Genomic DNA, 18,082 nt, shown 5'->3' on the forward strand with positions numbered 1-18,082 from the left:
GGTCTCCTAGTTTCTGAGCGGCTTTCCCGTCTTCAGGGTATGCGCCACGCGCGCCTGGGTCTTTTCGGTGGCCAGCAGTTCGATGAACGCGATCCGTTCCAGTTCCAGGAACCAGTCCTCGTCGACCAGGCTGCCCGGTGTCAGGTCGCCGCCGCACATGACGTGCGCGATCTTGCCGGCGATCAGGTAGTCGTGCTCGGAGATGAAGCGGCCTTCCAGCATGTTGACGAGCATGCCCTTCAGGGTGGCGATACCGGTGGAGCCTGCCACCGGAATGCCCACGGTGCGCAGCGGCGGTCGGTAGCCGGCCTGGTCCAGCGCTGCGGCCTGCGCCAGAGCGGCGTGGAGCAGTTCGAAGCGGTTCATCACCACCGGATCGGCGCGGCGCAGGTAGCCCAGTTCCTTCGCATGCTCGGCGCTCTTTCCCAGTTGCGCGGTGGCCACGCTCTGGAAATACCGTTTCAGCAGCGGGAAGGGATCGCCCTCCACCGCTTCCTGGGCGGCGCGCAATGCCAGCTCCTTGCATCCGCCCCCCGCCGGCAGCAGGCCCACGCCGGCTTCCACCAGGCCGATGTAGCTTTCCATCGTCGCCACGGCGCGATCGCAGTGCATCACGAATTCGCAGCCGCCGCCCAGCGCCAGTCCGTCCACGGCGGCCACGGTGGGGATCGACGAATACCTGAGCTCCTGAGAGACCTGCTGGAACTGGGCCACCATGGCCTCCACCTCAGCCAGTTTGCCCGCCATCAGGGCGTCGGCGAGGTTGAGGCTGCGCGCCGCCTTGAGCACCACGGACTGCGCTTTCTTCCTGAGCTTCTTCGCCAGGACGTCGAGGGTGGAGGGCGGCTCGCCGCCTTTCGGCCGCTCCGTGGCCTTCTGCAGGTTGGCGCCCGCCGAGAAAGGCGGCTCGGTCTGCCAGATCACCAGCCCGCGCCAGTTGCGTTCCGCCTCTTCGATGGCGGCCTGCATGCCGTCGAGCACGTCGCTGCCGATGGTGTGCATCTTGCTCTTGAAGCTGAGCACGGCGATACCGTCCCCCTTTCCGCGATCGCCTCCGCCGACGTGCCACATGCGTACCGCGTCGGTCTCGAGGATGGTGCTGCCGTACTGCGTCGCCTCCCCCAGGAGCCGATCCGGGAAAAGCTGGCACCGGTACACCGCCAGCCGCGAGCGCGGCTGGAAGGCATCCGCGGCCGGAGCGTAGGAGCCCTGCGCCCGGTGCACCCCCGCGGTTTCGTCTGCGGCGACGTCCCTCTGCTTCGCCTGCCCCACCCGCCACACCCACTCGGGTAGCGGCGTGGCGTCCATGCTCCTGCCGGCGGCGATGTCCTCGCCGATCCATGCGGCGACCTCGTTCCAGCCCGCACCCTGCCAGGTTTCGAACGGCCCCTGGTTCCATCCGAACCCCCAGCGCATGGCGAAGTCCAGGTCGCGCGCGTTGCCGGCGATCGTTGCGAGGTGTACTGCGCAGTAGTGGAACAGGTCGCGGAACACGGCCCACAGGAACTGGGCCTGGGGATGCGGAAGGGTGCGCAGCGCCGCGAGCGTCTGCGCCGGGTCCTTACGCCGAAGCACCTCCCCGACGGTGTCGTCGACCGGCGCGCCCGATGGCCGGTACGCCTGCGTGGCGGGATCGAGCACGAATATCTCCCCGTCCTTCTTCTCGTAGACGCCGCGCCGGCTTTTCTGCCCCAGCGCTCCCTGTTCGATCAGTGTCCGTAGCCAGCCGGGCACCACGAAGTAGCGGTGCCAGGGATCGTCCGGCAGGGCGTCGCGCATGGTCTCGATCACGTGCGCGAGGATGTCCAGGCCCACCACGTCGGCCGTGCGGAACGTCGCGCTCTTGGGGCGCCCGATCAGGGGGCCGGTCAGCGCGTCGACGAGGTCGAACCCAAGACCGAGACGGTGCGCGTGGTGCGCGCTGGCGAGGGTGGAGAAGACACCGATGCGGTTGGCGATGAAATTGGGCGTATCCTTCGCGCGCACCACCCCCTTGCCGAGGCGGGTCACCAGGAACTGTTCCAGGGCGTCGAGCAGCACCGGATCGCTTGCCGCGCAGGGGATCAACTCCACCAGGTGCATGTAGCGCGGCGGATTGAAGAAGTGGATGCCGCAGAAGCGGGGGCGCAGGCTGTCGGGGATGGCGCGGGCCAGGTTTTCGATGGAAAGGCCGGAAGTATTGCTGGCGAAGAGGGTGCGTTCTCCCAGATGAGGGGCCACTTGCGCGTACAGTTCGGTTTTCCAGTCCATGCGCTCGGAGATGGCCTCGATCACGAGGTCGCAGTCGCGCAGCCGCTCCAGATGCTGGGCATAGTTGGCGGGCTGGATGAAGGCCGCCCTGGCCGGAAGGGAGAGTGCGGCGGGCTCCCGCTTCTTCAGCCCCTCGATCGCTTTGACAACAGGGCTGCTCGGATCGGATCCTTCGGCGGGGAGTTCGAACAGCAGCGTTTCCACGTCGGCGTTGACCAGATGCGCGGCGATCTGCGCTCCCATGACGCCGGCGCCAAGAACGGCGGCCTTGCGCACCCTGAATGTATCGTGAGCCAATGCTGTCTCCTGTTCGATCTGGATCATTCCCCGGGAACTGCCCGCGGCCTGCGGTGTTCGTCGACTGCCACGTAGGTCAGCACGGCTTCCGTGACCTTGATGCAGATTTCCTCTCCGCCCTGCCGCAGCCCGCGCTGGGCGTAGACGACGACGTCCACCGTGATCGAGCTGCGCCCGACCTTGACGATGTCGGCATAGAAGCTCACCACATCGCCAACGAACACCGGCTGCTTGAACACGAACGAATTGACCGCCACGGTGACCACGCGTCCGCGGGCGCGGCGTATCGCCGGAAGGCTGCCCGCGATGTCCACCTGCGCCATGATCCAGCCGCCGAACACGTCCCCCGCATAATTGGTATCGGTGGGCATGGGCACCAGGCGCAGGATCGGCTCGCGCCCTTCCGGCAGCAAGTCGCAAGACCGGGGTGAATCGCTCATGCCGGCACCTTCTGGTACAGCCAGTCCACTTCGGCCTGGTAGCGTTCCAGCACCCGGTTTCGGCGCAGTTTCAGGGTGGGGGTGAGCAGGCCGTTGTCGATCGTCCACGGCTCCGGCGACAGCGCCACACGGTAAACCTTGGCGTATCCTGGGAAGCCGCTGATCTGGCGTGCGATTCGCTGCAGGAGCATTTCCTCCAGATTCCGGTCGTGCGCCAGCCGGCGCCAGTCGGCGTCCAGGCCGCGCTGCTTGGCTGCCTCTTCCCACTGCGCGGAATCCAGGACCGCCAGCACACCCAGGTACGAGCGCCCCTCGCCGACCAGCATCGCCTGTTCGAACAACGGATCGCGCAGGATCGCCGCTTCCATGTCGGCAGGCGGGATCTTTTCCCCGGTGGACATGACGATGATTTCCTTGAGGCGGCCAGTGATGGTGATGGTGCCGCGTGCGTCGATACGGGCGATATCCCCGGAATTGAGCCACCCATCGGGTGCCAGCACGGCCCGGGTGGCTTCCGGATTGTTCCAGTAGCCCAGCATCACGTTGGGGCCGCGTATCAGCAGCGCGTCGTGCTCGCCCAGCCTGACCTCCACACCCGGGATCGGCCGTCCCACGGTGCCCGGCACGTTGTCGTCGAAGGTATTGCTGCTGACCACGGGACTGCTTTCGGTCATGCCATAGCCCTGTAGGAGCGGCAAGCCCAGGCCGATGAACACGCGGGAAATCTCGGCCGACAGGGCCGCGCCGCCGCTCATCGCGCCACGCAGCCGCCCTCCCAGCCGGGCCATCACCTTCCTCGCTACCAGTGCTTCCAGCAGCGGCCACAGCAGGTGCGCGGGCCGCCAGCCACCGCGGCCCTGGCGGCGTTCGAAGCGTCCGAAGCCGATCTCGACCGTCAGCTCGAACAGCAGGCGGCCGATGCCCGGTCCGCTCGCGAGATTGTCGCGCACACCCGCATACACCCGCTCGTAGATTCGGGGAACCGAGACCAGGATGGTGGGGCGGACGGTCAGCAGGTCCTCGGCAAGCTGCTGGATCGAGCGGGCATAGGCGACTGTGGCGCCGCACATCATGGGGACGTAGTAGCCGGCCGTGCGTTCGAAGGCGTGCGACAGGGGCAGGAATGACAGCAGCAGATCCTGCCGGGACAGCGGCGCGACCCACGTGCAGCCGAAGGCATTGGTGAGGATGTTGTGGTGGCTCAGCATTACTCCCTTGGGGCGTCCGGACGTACCGGAGGTATAAATGATGGTTGCCAGCTGGTGCGGATCGTTGTCGACCTGTGGCAGCTCTACGGCCCGTTCCGGCAGCCATGCGTGCATCGCCCGCACGCGGTCGTCGCCGGTCTCGCCGGGACTGCTCTGTATCGTCACCACGCGCACCAGGCCGTCGAGGGGAATGCCGCTTCCAGCAAGCGCGCGCCACTGGGCAAGCTCCTCCAGCAGCAGCACTCTGGCCCCGGCATCGGACAGCACGTAGGCCGCATTCTCCGGGCGGTCGGCGGTATAGAGCGGCACGACCACCAGTCCCATCCTCAGGGCAGCGTGCTCGAACATCACCCATTCGGGGCAGTTTCTCAGCATCACCGCCACCCTGTCGCCGCGGGCGAGGCCTTCCCGCGAAAGCGCCGCCTGCCAGCGCGAGATACCCTCGTCCGTCTGCTTCCAGGTGAGATCGCGCCACCTCCCGCTCGAGCGCTCGTAGTCGCGGTAAGCGACGCCATCCGGCGAACGTCGCATCCGCTCCCTGAACAGGCCGTCCAGCGTGCCGGCGGTCTCCACCGGAATGATGTCCGTTTGTTCCCGCTGCCTGCTCATGGATTGCTCCTGCCCCCGGGTTCGAGAAGATCCGGCACGATGGGCTCAGCCCGCCGTTCCGGGTGCGGCCGTTCCGGCATCCGCTTGCGTTTCGTTGCCGAAGTCCGGCGCGAAGTCGTCCACCATGACGACACGGCGGCGCAGCGTCTCCATTTTTCCCATCAGCTCCAGCTCCTGGGTTGTGATAACCCGCTGCTTCAGGGCGGCTGCGATCTTCTCTTCCCGCTGGGCCGGAACCCGCCCCGCCTTGACTGCCGCGCGCAGTTTGGTCTCCACCGCTTCGCTGACGACCGCACACTGCAGCGCCTGCTCCAGGATACCCAGTGGCTCGTCGGCCGACTGCGGCAGATAGATGCCGGCAGTCAGGCGGTCTCGCGCCTCTCCCGGCGCCAACATCAGCCCGGCCACCTGATGGTCGAGCCGGTCGGAGGGGGGGGAGAACGGTTTTCCCCAGGGAAAGACGAGGAATCGGAGCAGCCGTGCCGTGATGGCTCCCACGGGGAAATTGCTCAGCAGGCCGTCGAAGGCCTCCTGCATGCGATAGAACGCATCCCGAACCGACCAATGCAGCAGTGGCAGGTCGGCGGCGGGCCGTCCGTCGTTCTCGAAGCGCTTCAGGGCCGCGGAGCACAGGTAGAGCATGCTCAGGATGTCTCCCAGGCGGGCCGAGAGGCGCTCCCTGCGTTTCAGGGTCCCCCCCAGGATGAGCAGGGACAGGTCGGCGAGCAGGGCGAAGGCGGCGGAGAAGCGGGTCAGCTGGCTGTAGTAGCCATGGGCTTCCGGGGCCACGTTGCCGGGAGCCCGGGCGAGGTGGCCGCCGGTCAATCCGTGCAGCAGGGAGCGCAAGCCGTTACCGATGCTGAAGACGAGATGTCCCGTCAGTGCGCGGTCGAACTCCACCGAGGCGCGTACCGGATCGCTGTCGGCGGCAGCGTGGATTTCCTTGAGCACGTAGGGATGGCAGCGTATCGCGCCCTGGCCGAAGATGATCATGTTGCGGGTCAGGATGTTGGCGCCCTCCACCGTGATGCTGACGGGGATCTGCTGGTACGTGCGCGCCAGGTAGTTGTTCGGTCCCATGCAGATGCCCTTGCCGCCGTGGATGTCCATCGCATCGTTGACGGCCTGGCGCCCGCGTTCGGTCAGATGGTACTTGACGATGGCCGAGATTACCGCGGGTTTCTCGCCCAGATCCACCGCACCCGCCGTCATCACGCGCGCCGCATCCATCATGTAGGTATTGCCGCCGATGCGCGCCAGAGCTTCTTCCACGCCCTCGAAGCGACCGATCGGCACCCCGAATTGCGCTCGTACCCTGCCGTAGGCACCGCTGCTGCGTGCTGCCAGCTTGGCTGCGCCGGTGCTGGTGGCGGGCAGGGAAATCGCGCGACCGGCAGCCAGACAGTTCATCAGCATGCGCCAGCCGCAGCCGACGCCGCTGCGTCCGCCGATCACCCACTCCATCGGTACGAACACCTCCTTGCCGGAATTGGGGCCGTTCTGGAACGCAGCGTCGAGCGGGAAATGGCGGCGCCCGATCTTGACACCCGGCGTGTCGGTGGGAATCAGCGCCAGGGTGATGCCGAGATCCTCCTTGTCTCCCAGCAGCCCCTCCGGGTCCCGGAGCCGGAACGCGAGTCCCAGCAGGGTGGCCACCGGACCCAGGGTGATGTAGCGCTTTTCCCAGGTGACCCGCATGCCCAGGACGTCGCGCTGGCCGTCGTATTCGCCACGGCAGACGATGCCGAGGTCCGGGATTGCGCCCGCGTCCGAGCCCGCATCCGGTCCAGTGAGGGCGAAGCAGGGTATTTCCTGCCCTTTCGCCAGGCGCGGCAGGTAGTGATTCTTCTGTTCGTCCGTACCGTAGTGCAACAGCAGTTCGGCCGGCCCCAGGGAATTCGGCACCATCACCGACACCGCCGCCGTGCCGCTGCGCGAACCGAGCTTCATCACGACCTCGGAGTGTGCCAGCGCCGAGAAGCCGTGGCCGCCATACTGCCTGGGGATGATCATGCCGAAAAAGCCGTTGTCCCGGATGAACTGCCATGCGTACGGGGGCAGATCGTGCAGTTCGCGCGTGATGTGCCATTCGTCCAGCATGGCACACAGCTGTTCCACCGGCCCGGCCAGAAATGATCTTTCTTCCACGCTCAGCGCCGGCTTGGGGTAGGCCAGCAGCTTGTTCCAGTCGGGCGAGCCGCTGAAAAGGCTGCCGTCCCACCATACGGATCCGGCATCCAGCGCCTCCTGCTCGGTCTGCGAGATGCTCGGCAGGATTTTGCGGAATACTTTCAGCAGATGGTTCGATACCAGCATGCGCCGCAGCGGGGCCAGGAAGAATACCGTACCGGCGACGGCGGCCAGGAGCAGCAGCGCCGAGGTGATCAAGGCAGACGCTCCGCCCGGATCGCGATCCATCGCAAGGTCATGTCATGCATGCGGCCATCCGGATATCAGTCGTCCTCGACCGTGCCGCCGCTGCCCAGCGTCAGCTTGTTCTCCACCTTCCTGGCGCCTTCCGCCATCCAGGCGAGCATGACGACGCGATCCATCTGTTCCTGGCTGTTCACGTAGCCGCTGAGCAGGATTTCGCCGTTACTGGCCTCGATTTTCACGTTCAGGTTGCTGACGCTCGGGTCGGCACGCAACGCCGCGTGTATACTGCTCGCGAGCGAGGTATCGTCGATGGCTGCGCCTTCGGGAGGGGTTATCCAGGATTCATGCACTTTCTCTTCCGGCTTGGTGCATCCGGTAGCGGCGATGGCGCTCATCAGCGCCATCGCCAGGATCAGTTTTCTGCATCTACACCCATCGTTCATGCTTTTCCTCCCAGTTGAAGGTTGATCGAAACCTGACGGCCAGGCCCGCGTTGCGCAGATATTCCCGCACCTGCGACGGCAAATCCTCCTCCAGGCAGTCGAACGTCTGCACGTTCTTCATCGGGCGCAGCCAGGTCAGTTGGCGCTTGGCCAGTTGTCTCGTGGCGACTATGGCCATGTCGCGCATGGCTTCCAGGCCGACTTCATCGTCCAGGTACATCCGTACCTGCCGATACCCGACGCAGCGCATGGAAGGGCTGGCGTCATTCAGACGAAATTTATCACGGATTGTGCGGACTTCGTCGACCAATCCTCGTTCCAGCATCCGGTCGAAGCGTTGCGCGATGCGTCGATGCAGCATGTGGCGGTCGCCCGGGTTCAGAATCATGCGGATCGGATGGTAGGGGAAGCGGGCATGCCTGGGTTGATCCAGGATTTTCGACATCGGCTTTCCGGTGAGATGGCACACTTCCAGCGCGCGCTGGATGCGCTGGCTGTCCGTGGGCCGAATGCGCGCTGCGCTGGCCGGGTCGAGCCGTTGCAGTTCGGCGTGCAGTGCGGGCCAGCCGTTCGCCTCCGCCCGCTCCTCGATGTGCGTGCGCAGGCCGCCGTCGGCGGCAGGAAGCGGGGACAGGCCCTCCAGCAGCGCACGGAAGTAGAGCATGGTGCCGCCGACCAGCAGCGGTATGTTGCCTCGTCCAGTGATTTCCCGCATCGCGATCCGCGCGTGCTCCGTGAACCGGGCTGCCGAGTAGTGCTCGTGCGGGTCGATCAGATCGACGAGGTGGTGGGGGACCGCCGCCATGGAGCGTGCATCGGGCTTGGCGGTGCCGATGTCCATGTGGCGATAGACCTGCGCCGAGTCCACGCTCACGATCTCCACCGGCAGGTAGCCGGCAATGTCGAGCGCGATACCGCTTTTTCCGGTGGCGGTAGGCCCCATGAGGAAAATTGCGGGCGGGCGGACAGCCGAATCGTGCCCGGGGGACGGCACGTTCCCGGCATTCATGACCACGCGGGACGGACGTCGCGCCGATGCGGATCAGGGCCCGGGCGGCGCGTTCGATTGCGTGGCAAGCACCGGTTTTTTCGGTTAGAATCCGATTTTCCGCGCCGGCTTCCCGATCCCGATACGACCCCATGATTCTCGTCCTGAGTCCGAACACCCGGACCGACAGCGCCGAATACAGGCAATTGATGGCGCATCTGGCCGGCCTGACCGGTATCGCCACGCGCGTGCACAACGAGGTGGGCATCGAGCAGACGCTCACGGAAGTCTATCTGATCGGCAATACCAAGGCTCTGCCGGTGGAGGAAATGCGGAACCTTCCGTGTGTCGAGCAGGTGGTCCGGGTTTCGGAGGAATACCGGGTTCTGGGGCGGCACCACGATGACCACCGGTCGACTCATTTCGATTACAACGGCGTGCGTTTCGGTCAGGATACCCTTCATGTGTTCGCCGGCCTGTGTGCGGTCGATACCCTGGAGCATGTAGAATCGATGATGGCGGCATTGCGCGACAACGGCCAGGTGTGTACGCGCATGGGCGCCTACAAGCCGCGCACCAGTCCGTACTCCTTCCAGGGGCATGGCAAGGCCTGCCTCCCGTACGTGTTCGAGCTTGCCGGAAAGTATGGCATCAAAGTCATCGCCATGGAAGTCACTCACGAGTCCCACGTCGAGGAAATCCGGGATGCCCTGTTCCGCACAGGCAATGCCACCGGTGTGATGCTTCAGATCGGCACGCGCAATACCCAGAATTTCGAGTTGCTGAAGATCGTCGGGCGCCAGCAGGATTTTCCCGTGCTGATCAAGCGCGGTTTCGGCATCACCCTGGACGAGTCGCTGAATGCGGCGGAATACCTCGCCTCCGAAGGGAATCGCAAGGTTGTCTTCGGCCTGCGCGGCATGAAGACCAACATGGGGGATCCGCACCGCAACTTCGTGGATTTTTCCCACGTGCCAGTGGTGAGGCGGCTGACGCGCATGCCGGTCTGCATCGATCCCTCGCATTCGGTCGGGTTGCGGGCGTCGTCGCCGGACGGCATCCTGGATATCCTGCACGTGACGGCCCAGGGCGTGATCGCGGGCGCCAACATGGTACTGGTGGATTTTCATCCGGTGCCGAGCAAGGCGCTGGTGGACGGACCGCAGGCGCTGCTGCTCAAGGAATTGCCGCTTTTCCTGGAAGACATCCGTATCGCGCGGGCCGCGTACGAGCAGCGTGCCGCCCTCGCCAGACGCCACCAGGAGGCGGAGCTGCAGCCCGTATCGCAGCCATAGCGTCTCTCCGGCATCCGTCCTGTGCCATTCGTCGATTCCAGGCCGGCGCGCGCGAACCCTGCATCGGGGATGGCGGATTGAAGGTACACTAGCAAAGGAGCACACATTGGAACAGACACTGTATCGGCGTCCTGATGGAAGGAGCATGAACGATTTACAGGGAGAGCAGCCCATGATCAAGGTATTGCTCGCCAATCCCAGGGGGTTCTGCGCCGGCGTGGATCGCGCCATCGAGATCGTCGAGCGGGCGCTGGCGATGCACGGTGCGCCGATCTATGTGCGCCACGAGGTGGTGCACAACCGCTTCGTGGTCGAGAACCTGGAGAAAAAGGGGGCGGTGTTCGTCGAGAATCTCGACGAGGTTCCAGTCGGCAGCATCCTCATTTTCAGTGCGCACGGCGTTTCCCACGCGGTTCGCCGGGAGGCCGAGGCGCAGCAGTTCAAGGTGTTCGACGCCACCTGTCCGCTGGTGACCAAGGTTCACATCGAGGTCGCCAGGATGCGCGAGCAGGGCAGGGAGATCATCATGATCGGGCATCTGGGCCATCCGGAAGTGGAGGGCACCATGGGCCAGGCGGAAGGGGACGGTCCGCGCATGTACCTGGTGGAAACGGAGCAGGATGTCGAGGCCCTGCAGGTCGAGGATCCGGGTCATCTGGCCTACGTCACCCAAACGACCCTCTCGGTGGACGACGCCACGCGCGTGATCAACGCCCTGAAGAAACGCTTTCCGACGATCGTCGGTCCGAAGAAGGATGACATCTGCTACGCCACCCAGAATCGCCAGGATGCGGTCAAGATGATGGTGAAGCAGTGCGACCTGGTGATCGTGGTGGGCTCCCCCAACAGTTCCAATTCCAATCGCTTGTGCGAGGTGGCGCGCAATGCCGGTGTGGCGGCCTTCATGATCGACCGTGCCGAGCAGCTGCAGGAGGTCTGGCTGGAGGATAAGCATCGCATCGGCATCACCGCCGGTGCCTCCGCGCCGGAGGTGCTGGTGCAGGAGGTCATCGCCCGTCTCAGGCAGATCGGGGCGGAACAGGCCGGCCGGGAGGTGGTGGTGGAGGAGCTCAGCGGCGTGGTGGAGTCAGTCGTGTTTCCCCTGCCCAAGAACTGACGCAGCAGATTCCGTGGGGGCGGGCGATATCGCAGTCTGCAGGCCATTGCCGGCTGCGCGCGCCAGTTGATGTCATCATCATATTTTCGGATGCTTCCGGGGCCGGTGTTCAGGCTGTTCCATGGCGGCCAGCTGCCGCGATATTGATGCAGCATATTTTTGAAAAAGCCCGGAAGATTCGTGTGGTGGCGTTCGACGTGGATGGCGTGCTGACGGATGGAAGCCTCTATCTCACGGATGGCGGCGAGGAGATCAAGGCTTTCAACAGCCTTGACGGCCATGGCATCAAGATGATCAAGGCGACCGGGGTCAAGGTCGCCCTCATCACCGGTCGGCAGTCCCGTTGTGTGGAGCTGAAGGCGCGGGACTGGGGAATCACGCTCCTCTACCAGGGCGCCAAGAAGAAACTGCCTGCGTTCGAGGCCCTGCTGCGCGAGGTGGACCTCGATGCCTCCGCCTGTGCCTACGCGGGGGACGACCTGATCGATCTTCCTGTGCTGCTGCGCTGTGGCCTGAGCATCTGCGTCCCGGCCGCGCCCGCATTGGTGAAGAAGCACGCGCACTACGTCACGCGTGCCGAAGGCGGACGCGGTGCAGCGCGCGAGATCTGCGAGCTGATCATGCAGGCCCAGGATACGCTGGACGCCCACCTGGCGACCTATCTGGAATGATCGTCAGGCTGCAGTCCAGGTATTCCCTCCTGCTGCTCACCCTGCTGGTGGTGCTGCTGTACTGGATAAGCCGCTCGGCGCAACTGCCTTCCCGCATCCAGGACGAGAATGCCCGTTCCGCCTTGCCCGACTATATACTGGAAGACTTTTCGGCAATGCGCACGAACCGCGACGGGGTGACGCGCCATCTGCTGTCCGCGAAGCGGATGGTGCACTATTCGGACGGCGATGTCACCGACCTGGAGTTCCCTGTCTTTTTCGACACGGAGCCTGGAAAGCCGCCGTTGCGCGTGGATGCGAACCGGGCGAGGATGACCGCCGACGGCAAGGATGTCCAGTTGACGGACAACGTCAGGATCCTGCGCAGCGCCAGCGACAAGCGTGGAGAGACCATCATGACCACCGATTTCCTGCACTTTTTCCCTGACGAGGGCATCGCCAGGACAGATCGCCCCGTGGTGATCACCGAGGCCAATGCCGTCGTCAGGGCGATCGGCATGGAGATCGACAACCGCACCCAGGTCACCCGTCTGCTGTCGCAGGTCAAGGTCGTCCATGCCAAGGCGCGCTGATCGGCGCGGCATGGAGCCGGCATCGATGGGCGAACATACCTTCCGGTCGGCCTTGCTGCTTGTCGTCATGGTGGCAGGCGCGCCGTTCATGCCGCAGGCGCGGGCCGAGCGCGCGGATCGCGACAAGCCCATTCATCTCGAAGCGGATCAAGCGACGGTGCAGGATGCCAACAAGCTGGCCACCTTCATCGGGAACGTGGTGTTCACCCAGGGTACGCTCGTCATCCACGCGGACAAGATGATCGTGAAGAAGGACGCCGAGGGGTTCCAGTACGCCACCGCGTTCGGCAATCTCGCCAGCTTCCGGCAGAAGCGTGATGGCAAGGACGATTACATCGAGGGCTGGGGCGAGCGGATGGAGTACGACGGCAAGGTCGACCGGCTGCAGCTCTTCAGGAAGGCCAGGTTGAGGAGAGGGCACGATGAAGTTCACGGGGACTACATTTCCTACGACTCCATCAATGAATTCTTTCAGGTCACGAGCAACAATGGCGCCAACACCCAGACGCATGCCGACGGTCGGGTTCGCGCGGTGATCCAGCCGAAGCAGAAAGAGTAGGGTATGAAGGATGGGGTACCATCGCGACGCCATCCCGAGGGCCGCCGGGCGTGAGTGAATTAAGGGCGGACAACCTGAAAAAACGCTACAAGTCCCGCACGGTGGTGCAGGACGTCTCGCTGTCCGTCCGCAGCGGAGAGGTGGTGGGTTTGCTCGGACCCAACGGTGCCGGAAAGACCACCTGCTTCTACATGATGGTGGGCCTCGTGCCGCTGGATGGTGGTCGCATCCACCTGGACGAGCGCGACCTGACCCTGCTGCCGATCCATCAGCGGGCGCGCCTGGGCCTGAGCTACCTGCCACAGGAAGCATCGATCTTCCGGCGGTTGTCCGTTTCCGACAACATCCGGGCGGTTCTGGAACTGAAGGGCTATTCGGTCGAGGAAATACAGCAGCGCCTGGAGAATCTGCTGCATGACCTGCACATCAGCCACATTCGTACCAGCCAGGGCATCAGCCTGTCGGGTGGGGAGCGCCGGCGTGTGGAAATCGCGCGGGCGCTAGCCACGCAGCCGCGGTTCATCCTGCTGGATGAGCCGTTCGCCGGGGTGGATCCTATCGCCGTGCTGGACATCCAGAAGATCATCGGCTTTCTAAGAGAGCGCGGCATCGGCGTACTCATCACCGATCACAACGTGAGGGAAACGCTGGGAATCTGCGATCGGGCCTACATCATCAGCGACGGTACCGTGCTGGCCAGCGGTAACCCCGACGAAATCATCTATAATGAGGACGTGAGAAAGGTATATCTGGGAGAACATTTCAGGTTGTGAAAGTATAGATTCACTGAACCGCCTCATGGTGATCCGGTTGGGCTGCTGTTTTTTCATATCATGAAACCCACTCTTCAGTTCAAACTCTCCCAGCACCTGGCGCTCACTCCCCAACTGCAGCAGTCCATACGGCTGCTCCAGCTTTCCACCGTCGAGCTGGGGCAGGAGATCGAACGCATCGTGCAGGAAAATCCCCTGCTTGAACTGGATGATGGGCCGGGGCAGAGTCTGGCGGAGTATGCATCGGATGCACAGGACGGCCTCCCGGAATCGCTGGGTCCAGGAGGCGCCGACACCGCCGCGGCGGAGATGCCCGATGCCGCGAACGGTCTCGACGTAGACGCCCGCTTTTCCGAGGAATCGGGGTGGTCGGTCGAAGACGGCCGCTCCCACGAGGCGCGCGACGAAGACGATGAGCGCGACTTTTCCCAGCAGGCTGCGGAGTCGCTCAGCCTGCGCGAGCACCTCAACATGCAGCTCAGCCTGAGCCAGATCAGCGAGCGCGACAGGCGCATCGCGGGCCTGCTGATCGACAGCCTGGACGAGGATGGCTACCTCGTTCAGGATCTCGGGGAGCTTGTCGCCCTGCTGCCGTCGGAACTGGAGATCGACATCGACGCGCTGCACATCGCGCTCGGCTATCTGCAGCACCTCGATCCGCCCGGGGTGGGCGCGCGCAACCTGAGCGAGTGCCTGGCCCTGCAGTTGCGTGCGCTGCCGGGGGACACGCCGTTTCTCGACCGCGCCCTGCTGCTGGTGGAGCATCATCTGGACAGCCTGGCGTCGCGGGATTTCGCCGCCATCAAGAGGCTGCTGTGTTGCGACGACGAATGCCTGCGCTCCATCCAGCAGCTCGTCGTTCGCCTGAATCCCAGGCCTGGCATGGCATTCAGCTCCTCGGTGGCCCGCTACGTCATTCCGGACGTGGTCGTGACGAAGGTTCGCGGCACGTGGGTGGCCAGCCTGAATCCCGAAGCGATGCCGCGCCTGCGGATCAACCATCTTTACGCCGATATTCTCAAGCGCAGCCAGGATGATTCCACGCGGCAGCTGGTGAACCGGCTGCACGAGGCGAAATGGTTCATCAAGAATATACAGCAGCGCTTCGATACCATCCTGAAGGTCTCCTCCGCCATCGTCGAACGCCAGCGCCAGTTTTTCGAGCACGGTGCGGTCGCCATGCGTCCCCTGGTGCTGAGGGAGATCGCGGAGGTGCTCGATCTGCATGAGTCCACCATTTCGCGGGTAACCACCCAGAAGTTCATGCGCACCCCTCGGGGCATATTCGAACTGAAGTATTTCTTCGGCAGCCACGTAGCGACCGAAGCGGGCGGCGCCTGCTCGGCGACCGCGATCCGGGCGCTGATCAAGCAGATGATCAGTACGGAAAATGCCAGAAAGCCGCTGAGCGACAGCCAGATCTCGGAGATCCTGGGACAGCAGGGCATCGTCGTGGCTCGCCGTACCGTCGCAAAGTACCGGGAGTCGATCCAGATTCCCCCCGTCAATCTTCGCAAATCGTTCTAACTCAACCCAGGAGACATGATGAATCTCAACCTTACCGGTCACCACGTGGAAGTCACCCCTGCCTTGCGCGACTACGTTACCACGAAAATGAGCAGGATCACGCGTCACTTCGATCACATCATTGACGTCAGCGTCATCCTGTCGGTAGAGAAGCTCAAGCAGAAAGCCGAGGCCAACGTACACGTGAAAGGTAGGGATATCTTCGTCGAAACCGACAGCGCCGACATGTACGCGTCGATAGACAACCTGGTCGACAAGCTCGACCGGCAGATTCTCCGCCACAAGGAAAAAGGCGAGAGCCGCCGCAACGGCGGCGCGCTCAGGAGCCAGGAGACGGACCAACTGGATTAGCCGCGTTTCAGCGCAATCCGGGAACCCATTTGCTCACATCGCACCCCAAGTCCATGTCACGCATCGACGTCACCCAGTTGTTCGAAGAAAAGCGGGAAAAATTGTCCCTGGTGTGGGAGGCGGGCAGGGAGGGCGGCGGCCGGCAGATCGACGAGCGCGCCGTCGCCGCCTCGACCCAGGGGATCATCGGCCATCTCAACTTCATCCATCCCAACTGGATACAGGTGCTGAGCGATCCCGAGGCCGACTACCTGGATCGGCTCGATGCGGCCATCCTGCGGCAGAATATGGAGAGGCTTGCGCAAAGCAACCTGTGGTGCATCATCGTGACCGGCGGTGCATCCGTGCCGGATGCAATCAGGACCTTCGCGGACACAATGGGCATTCCCCTGTTCTCCTCGCCCTATCCCAGCCTGGAGGTGATCTGGCTGCTGCGGCCCTATCTCGGGCGCGCGCTGGCGCCTTTCATCAGCCTGCACGGAGTCCTGCTGGACGTCCTGGGGCTGGGCGTCATGATCACCGGTGAGAGCGGCGTGGGCAAGAGCGAACTGGCGCTGGAACTGGTGAGCAGGGGACATGGTCTGGTCGCGGACGACGTGGTGGAGCTGCATCGCATCGCCCCCGAGACTCTGGAGGGGCAATGCCCGCCGATGCTGCGTGATTTTCTCGAGGTGCGCGGACTGGGGATGCTGAACATCCGCACCATCTTCGGCGAGACCGCAGTACGCCGCAAGAAGAACATGAAGCTCATCGTGCATCTGCAAAAGCCCAGCATGGACATCAATTCCATGGAGCGGTTGCCGCTCGGGGACGTCACCGAGAGCATACTGGACGTCAGCGTCCGCAAAGTCATCATCCCCGTCGCCGCCGGACGCAACCTGGCCGTGCTGGTGGAGGCGGCGGTGCGCAATTACGTCCTGCAGCTACGGGGGATCGACAGTGCCGGGGAATTCCTGGCACGCCATCAGCGGGAAATGGAAAGCCGCGAAAATACCGGCAATCCGCAGCATCACTCCGATCCGGGGAATCCGGAAAACAAGTGCAGCTGATCGTCATCAGCGGTCTTGCCGGTTCCGGCAAGAGCATCGCCCTGACCGCCCTGGAGGACAGCGGCTACTACTGCGTGGACAATCTGCCGGCAAGCCTGCTGCTGGAAGTCACGCTCTACCTCAAGAGGTCGGCGCACGACCGGGTGGCGGTCAGCATCGATGCCCGCAGCCGCGAGACCCTGCCCTTGCTGCCGCAACAGCTGGCCGACCTGAGGCGCCAGGGCATCGACGTGCACCTGCTGTTCCTGGAAGCCAAGACGTACACCCTGGTCAAGCGCTTTTCCGAGACCCGCCGCCGCCATCCGCTGAGCGACGACCATTCGACGCTGCCGGAATCCATCCAGATGGAACGCGAGATGCTGCGCGAAGTGCGCAACCTCGCCAGCCGCATCGACACCAGCGACCTGAGCGCGAGCGCGCTGCGCGCATGGGTGCGGGATTTCATCGGCCTCAATCCGGCGAACCTCACGCTCCTGTTCCAGTCCTTCGGCTTCAAGCACGGAATTCCGCTGGACTCCGACATGGTATACGATGTCCGCTGCCTTCCCAATCCGCACTACGAGATGCGCCTGCGGCCGCTCACCGGGCGGGATGGGCCGGTGATCGAATACCTGGACGAGAATGCCGACGTCAATCGCATGTTCGGCGACATCCGGGCGTTCATCGAAGGATGGTTGCCATGCTTCATCCGCGACAGCCGCAGCTACCTGACCGTCGCCATCGGCTGCACCGGCGGGCGCCATCGCTCGGTCTACTTCGTGGAGCGGCTGGCGCGCCATTTCGCGGCGAATACCCAGATTCTCGTGCGCCACCGGGAGCTGGACCATCCTGAATCCGCGGACTGAGGAGACCGGCGATGCTCCCCTTGCGCGACGATCCCGTAACCCGGCGCGTTTCCCTGTCCTCGACCGAGACATGAGCACAACGAAAACCATCACCCTGGCCTTCACCGGCGCCTCCGGCATGCCCTACGGCGTGCGCCTGCTGGAGCTGCTGCTGGCCGGCGGCCATCGCGTCTATCTGTTGTATTCCCAGGCGGCGCAGATCGTGGCGCAGCAGGAAATGCAGCTGACGCTGCCGTCGCGTCCCCGTGAAACGGAAGAATTGTTTTCCCGCCGCTATGGCGCCGCCGCGGGCCAGCTGCGCGTGTTCGGACGGGAGGAATGGTTCGCACCGGTGGCCTCCGGCTCCAGCCCGGCCGATGCCATGGTCGTCTGTCCCTGCACCATGGGGACGCTCGCCGCCATCGCCTCGGGGCTCAGCCAGAAGCTGATCGAGCGCGCCGCCGACGTCACGCTCAAGGAAAATCGCAAGCTCATCCTGGTGCCGCGCGAGACCCCCTTCTCCGCGCTGCATCTGGAGAACATGCTCCGGCTCGCGCGCAGCGGTGCCATCATCCTGCCCGCCAATCCCGGCTTCTACCACCATCCCGCGAACGTGCAGGACGTGGTGGACTTCATCGTGGCGCGCGTGCTGGACCACCTGGACGTGGCGCACGACCTGATGCCGCGCTGGGGGACGGAGTCCGAATCCGGCGACTGACATACTGCCACCTTC

General features: G+C 64.3%; 17 protein-coding genes. 11 read left to right on the top strand and 6 right to left on the bottom strand.

The genetic code is table 11. The features are described 5' to 3' along the window. Nucleotides 1-6: 6 nt before the first annotated feature. The 6 genes from BT108_RS05985 to miaA form a co-directional block, all read right to left on the bottom strand. The gene (locus BT108_RS05985) at nucleotides 7-2,574 is read right to left on the bottom strand and encodes a 3-hydroxyacyl-CoA dehydrogenase/enoyl-CoA hydratase family protein (RefSeq protein ID WP_072293630.1); all 2,568 of its coding nucleotides are present in this window, start codon (nucleotides 2,572-2,574) and stop codon (nucleotides 7-9) included. After that, on the bottom strand, nucleotides 2,571-2,987 hold the full coding sequence (locus BT108_RS05990) for an acyl-CoA thioesterase (protein ID WP_072293631.1): 417 nt from the start codon (nucleotides 2,985-2,987) through the stop codon (nucleotides 2,571-2,573). Before BT108_RS05990 ends, BT108_RS05985 begins: the two co-directional genes overlap by 4 nt. Beyond that, nucleotides 2,984-4,804 carry an AMP-dependent synthetase/ligase gene (locus BT108_RS05995; protein ID WP_072293632.1) on the bottom strand — a complete coding sequence of 607 codons (1,821 nt, stop codon included), beginning with the start codon at nucleotides 4,802-4,804 and terminating at the stop codon, nucleotides 2,984-2,986. The genes BT108_RS05990 and BT108_RS05995 overlap by 4 nt, the downstream gene beginning before the upstream one ends. A 45-nt stretch (nucleotides 4,805-4,849) precedes the next feature. Continuing rightward, on the bottom strand, nucleotides 4,850-7,192 hold the full coding sequence (locus BT108_RS06000; RefSeq protein ID WP_072293676.1) for an acyl-CoA dehydrogenase: 2,343 nt from the start codon (nucleotides 7,190-7,192) through the stop codon (nucleotides 4,850-4,852). A gap of 65 nt (nucleotides 7,193-7,257) precedes the next feature. Continuing rightward, nucleotides 7,258-7,623, bottom strand: coding sequence for a BON domain-containing protein (locus BT108_RS06005; RefSeq protein WP_072293633.1), 366 nt, complete (start codon nucleotides 7,621-7,623; stop codon nucleotides 7,258-7,260). Beyond that, nucleotides 7,607-8,566 carry a tRNA (adenosine(37)-N6)-dimethylallyltransferase MiaA gene (gene miaA, locus BT108_RS06010; RefSeq protein ID WP_218184830.1) on the bottom strand — a complete coding sequence of 320 codons (960 nt, stop codon included), beginning with the start codon at nucleotides 8,564-8,566 and terminating at the stop codon, nucleotides 7,607-7,609. Before miaA ends, BT108_RS06005 begins: the two co-directional genes overlap by 17 nt. A gap of 197 nt (nucleotides 8,567-8,763) precedes the next feature. Here miaA and BT108_RS06015 point away from each other — a divergent pair, with 197 nt between their 5' ends. The 11 genes from BT108_RS06015 (at nucleotide 8,764) to BT108_RS06065 (ending at nucleotide 18,067) form a co-directional block, all read left to right on the top strand. Next, nucleotides 8,764-9,906 carry a 3-deoxy-7-phosphoheptulonate synthase gene (locus BT108_RS06015; protein ID WP_072293635.1) on the top strand — a complete coding sequence of 381 codons (1,143 nt, stop codon included), beginning with the start codon at nucleotides 8,764-8,766 and terminating at the stop codon, nucleotides 9,904-9,906. Between the two features lie 172 nt (nucleotides 9,907-10,078). Further along, nucleotides 10,079-11,023 (top strand): 4-hydroxy-3-methylbut-2-enyl diphosphate reductase, encoded by a 945-nt coding sequence (gene ispH / locus BT108_RS06020; RefSeq protein WP_072293636.1) that lies wholly within the window; start codon nucleotides 10,079-10,081, stop codon nucleotides 11,021-11,023. Between the two features lie 146 nt (nucleotides 11,024-11,169). Further along, the gene (locus BT108_RS06025) at nucleotides 11,170-11,694 is read left to right on the top strand and encodes a KdsC family phosphatase (RefSeq protein ID WP_072293637.1); all 525 of its coding nucleotides are present in this window, start codon (nucleotides 11,170-11,172) and stop codon (nucleotides 11,692-11,694) included. Further along, nucleotides 11,691-12,266: an LPS export ABC transporter periplasmic protein LptC gene (gene lptC, locus BT108_RS06030; protein ID WP_072293638.1), complete on the top strand. Its 576-nt coding sequence runs from the start codon at nucleotides 11,691-11,693 to the stop codon at nucleotides 12,264-12,266. The genes BT108_RS06025 and lptC overlap by 4 nt, the downstream gene beginning before the upstream one ends. A gap of 25 nt (nucleotides 12,267-12,291) precedes the next feature. Further along, entirely contained in the window at nucleotides 12,292-12,825 is a 534-nt protein-coding gene (gene lptA / locus BT108_RS06035) for a lipopolysaccharide transport periplasmic protein LptA (RefSeq protein WP_083566258.1), read from the top strand. A 50-nt stretch (nucleotides 12,826-12,875) separates the two neighbouring features. Continuing rightward, the gene (lptB, locus tag BT108_RS06040) at nucleotides 12,876-13,598 is read left to right on the top strand and encodes an LPS export ABC transporter ATP-binding protein (protein ID WP_072293639.1); all 723 of its coding nucleotides are present in this window, start codon (nucleotides 12,876-12,878) and stop codon (nucleotides 13,596-13,598) included. Between the two features lie 60 nt (nucleotides 13,599-13,658). Next, entirely contained in the window at nucleotides 13,659-15,125 is a 1,467-nt protein-coding gene (locus BT108_RS06045) for an RNA polymerase factor sigma-54 (protein ID WP_072293640.1), read from the top strand. A gap of 18 nt (nucleotides 15,126-15,143) precedes the next feature. Further along, nucleotides 15,144-15,476 (top strand): ribosome hibernation-promoting factor, HPF/YfiA family, encoded by a 333-nt coding sequence (gene hpf, locus BT108_RS06050; RefSeq protein ID WP_072293678.1) that lies wholly within the window; start codon nucleotides 15,144-15,146, stop codon nucleotides 15,474-15,476. Nucleotides 15,477-15,529: 53 nt separating this feature from the next. Further along, the gene (hprK, locus tag BT108_RS06055) at nucleotides 15,530-16,525 is read left to right on the top strand and encodes an HPr(Ser) kinase/phosphatase (protein WP_072293641.1); all 996 of its coding nucleotides are present in this window, start codon (nucleotides 15,530-15,532) and stop codon (nucleotides 16,523-16,525) included. Continuing rightward, complete coding sequence (gene rapZ, locus BT108_RS06060) at nucleotides 16,516-17,370, top strand: RNase adapter RapZ (protein WP_072293642.1); 855 nt, start codon at nucleotides 16,516-16,518, stop codon at nucleotides 17,368-17,370. The genes hprK and rapZ overlap by 10 nt, the downstream gene beginning before the upstream one ends. Nucleotides 17,371-17,440: 70 nt before the next feature. Continuing rightward, complete coding sequence (locus BT108_RS06065) at nucleotides 17,441-18,067, top strand: flavin prenyltransferase UbiX (RefSeq protein ID WP_072293643.1); 627 nt, start codon at nucleotides 17,441-17,443, stop codon at nucleotides 18,065-18,067. The last annotated feature ends 15 nt before the right edge of the window (nucleotides 18,068-18,082 follow it).

The sequence above is a fragment of the Nitrosovibrio sp. Nv17 genome (assembly GCF_900119085.1).
Lineage (GTDB): Bacteria > Pseudomonadota > Gammaproteobacteria > Burkholderiales > Nitrosomonadaceae > Nitrosospira.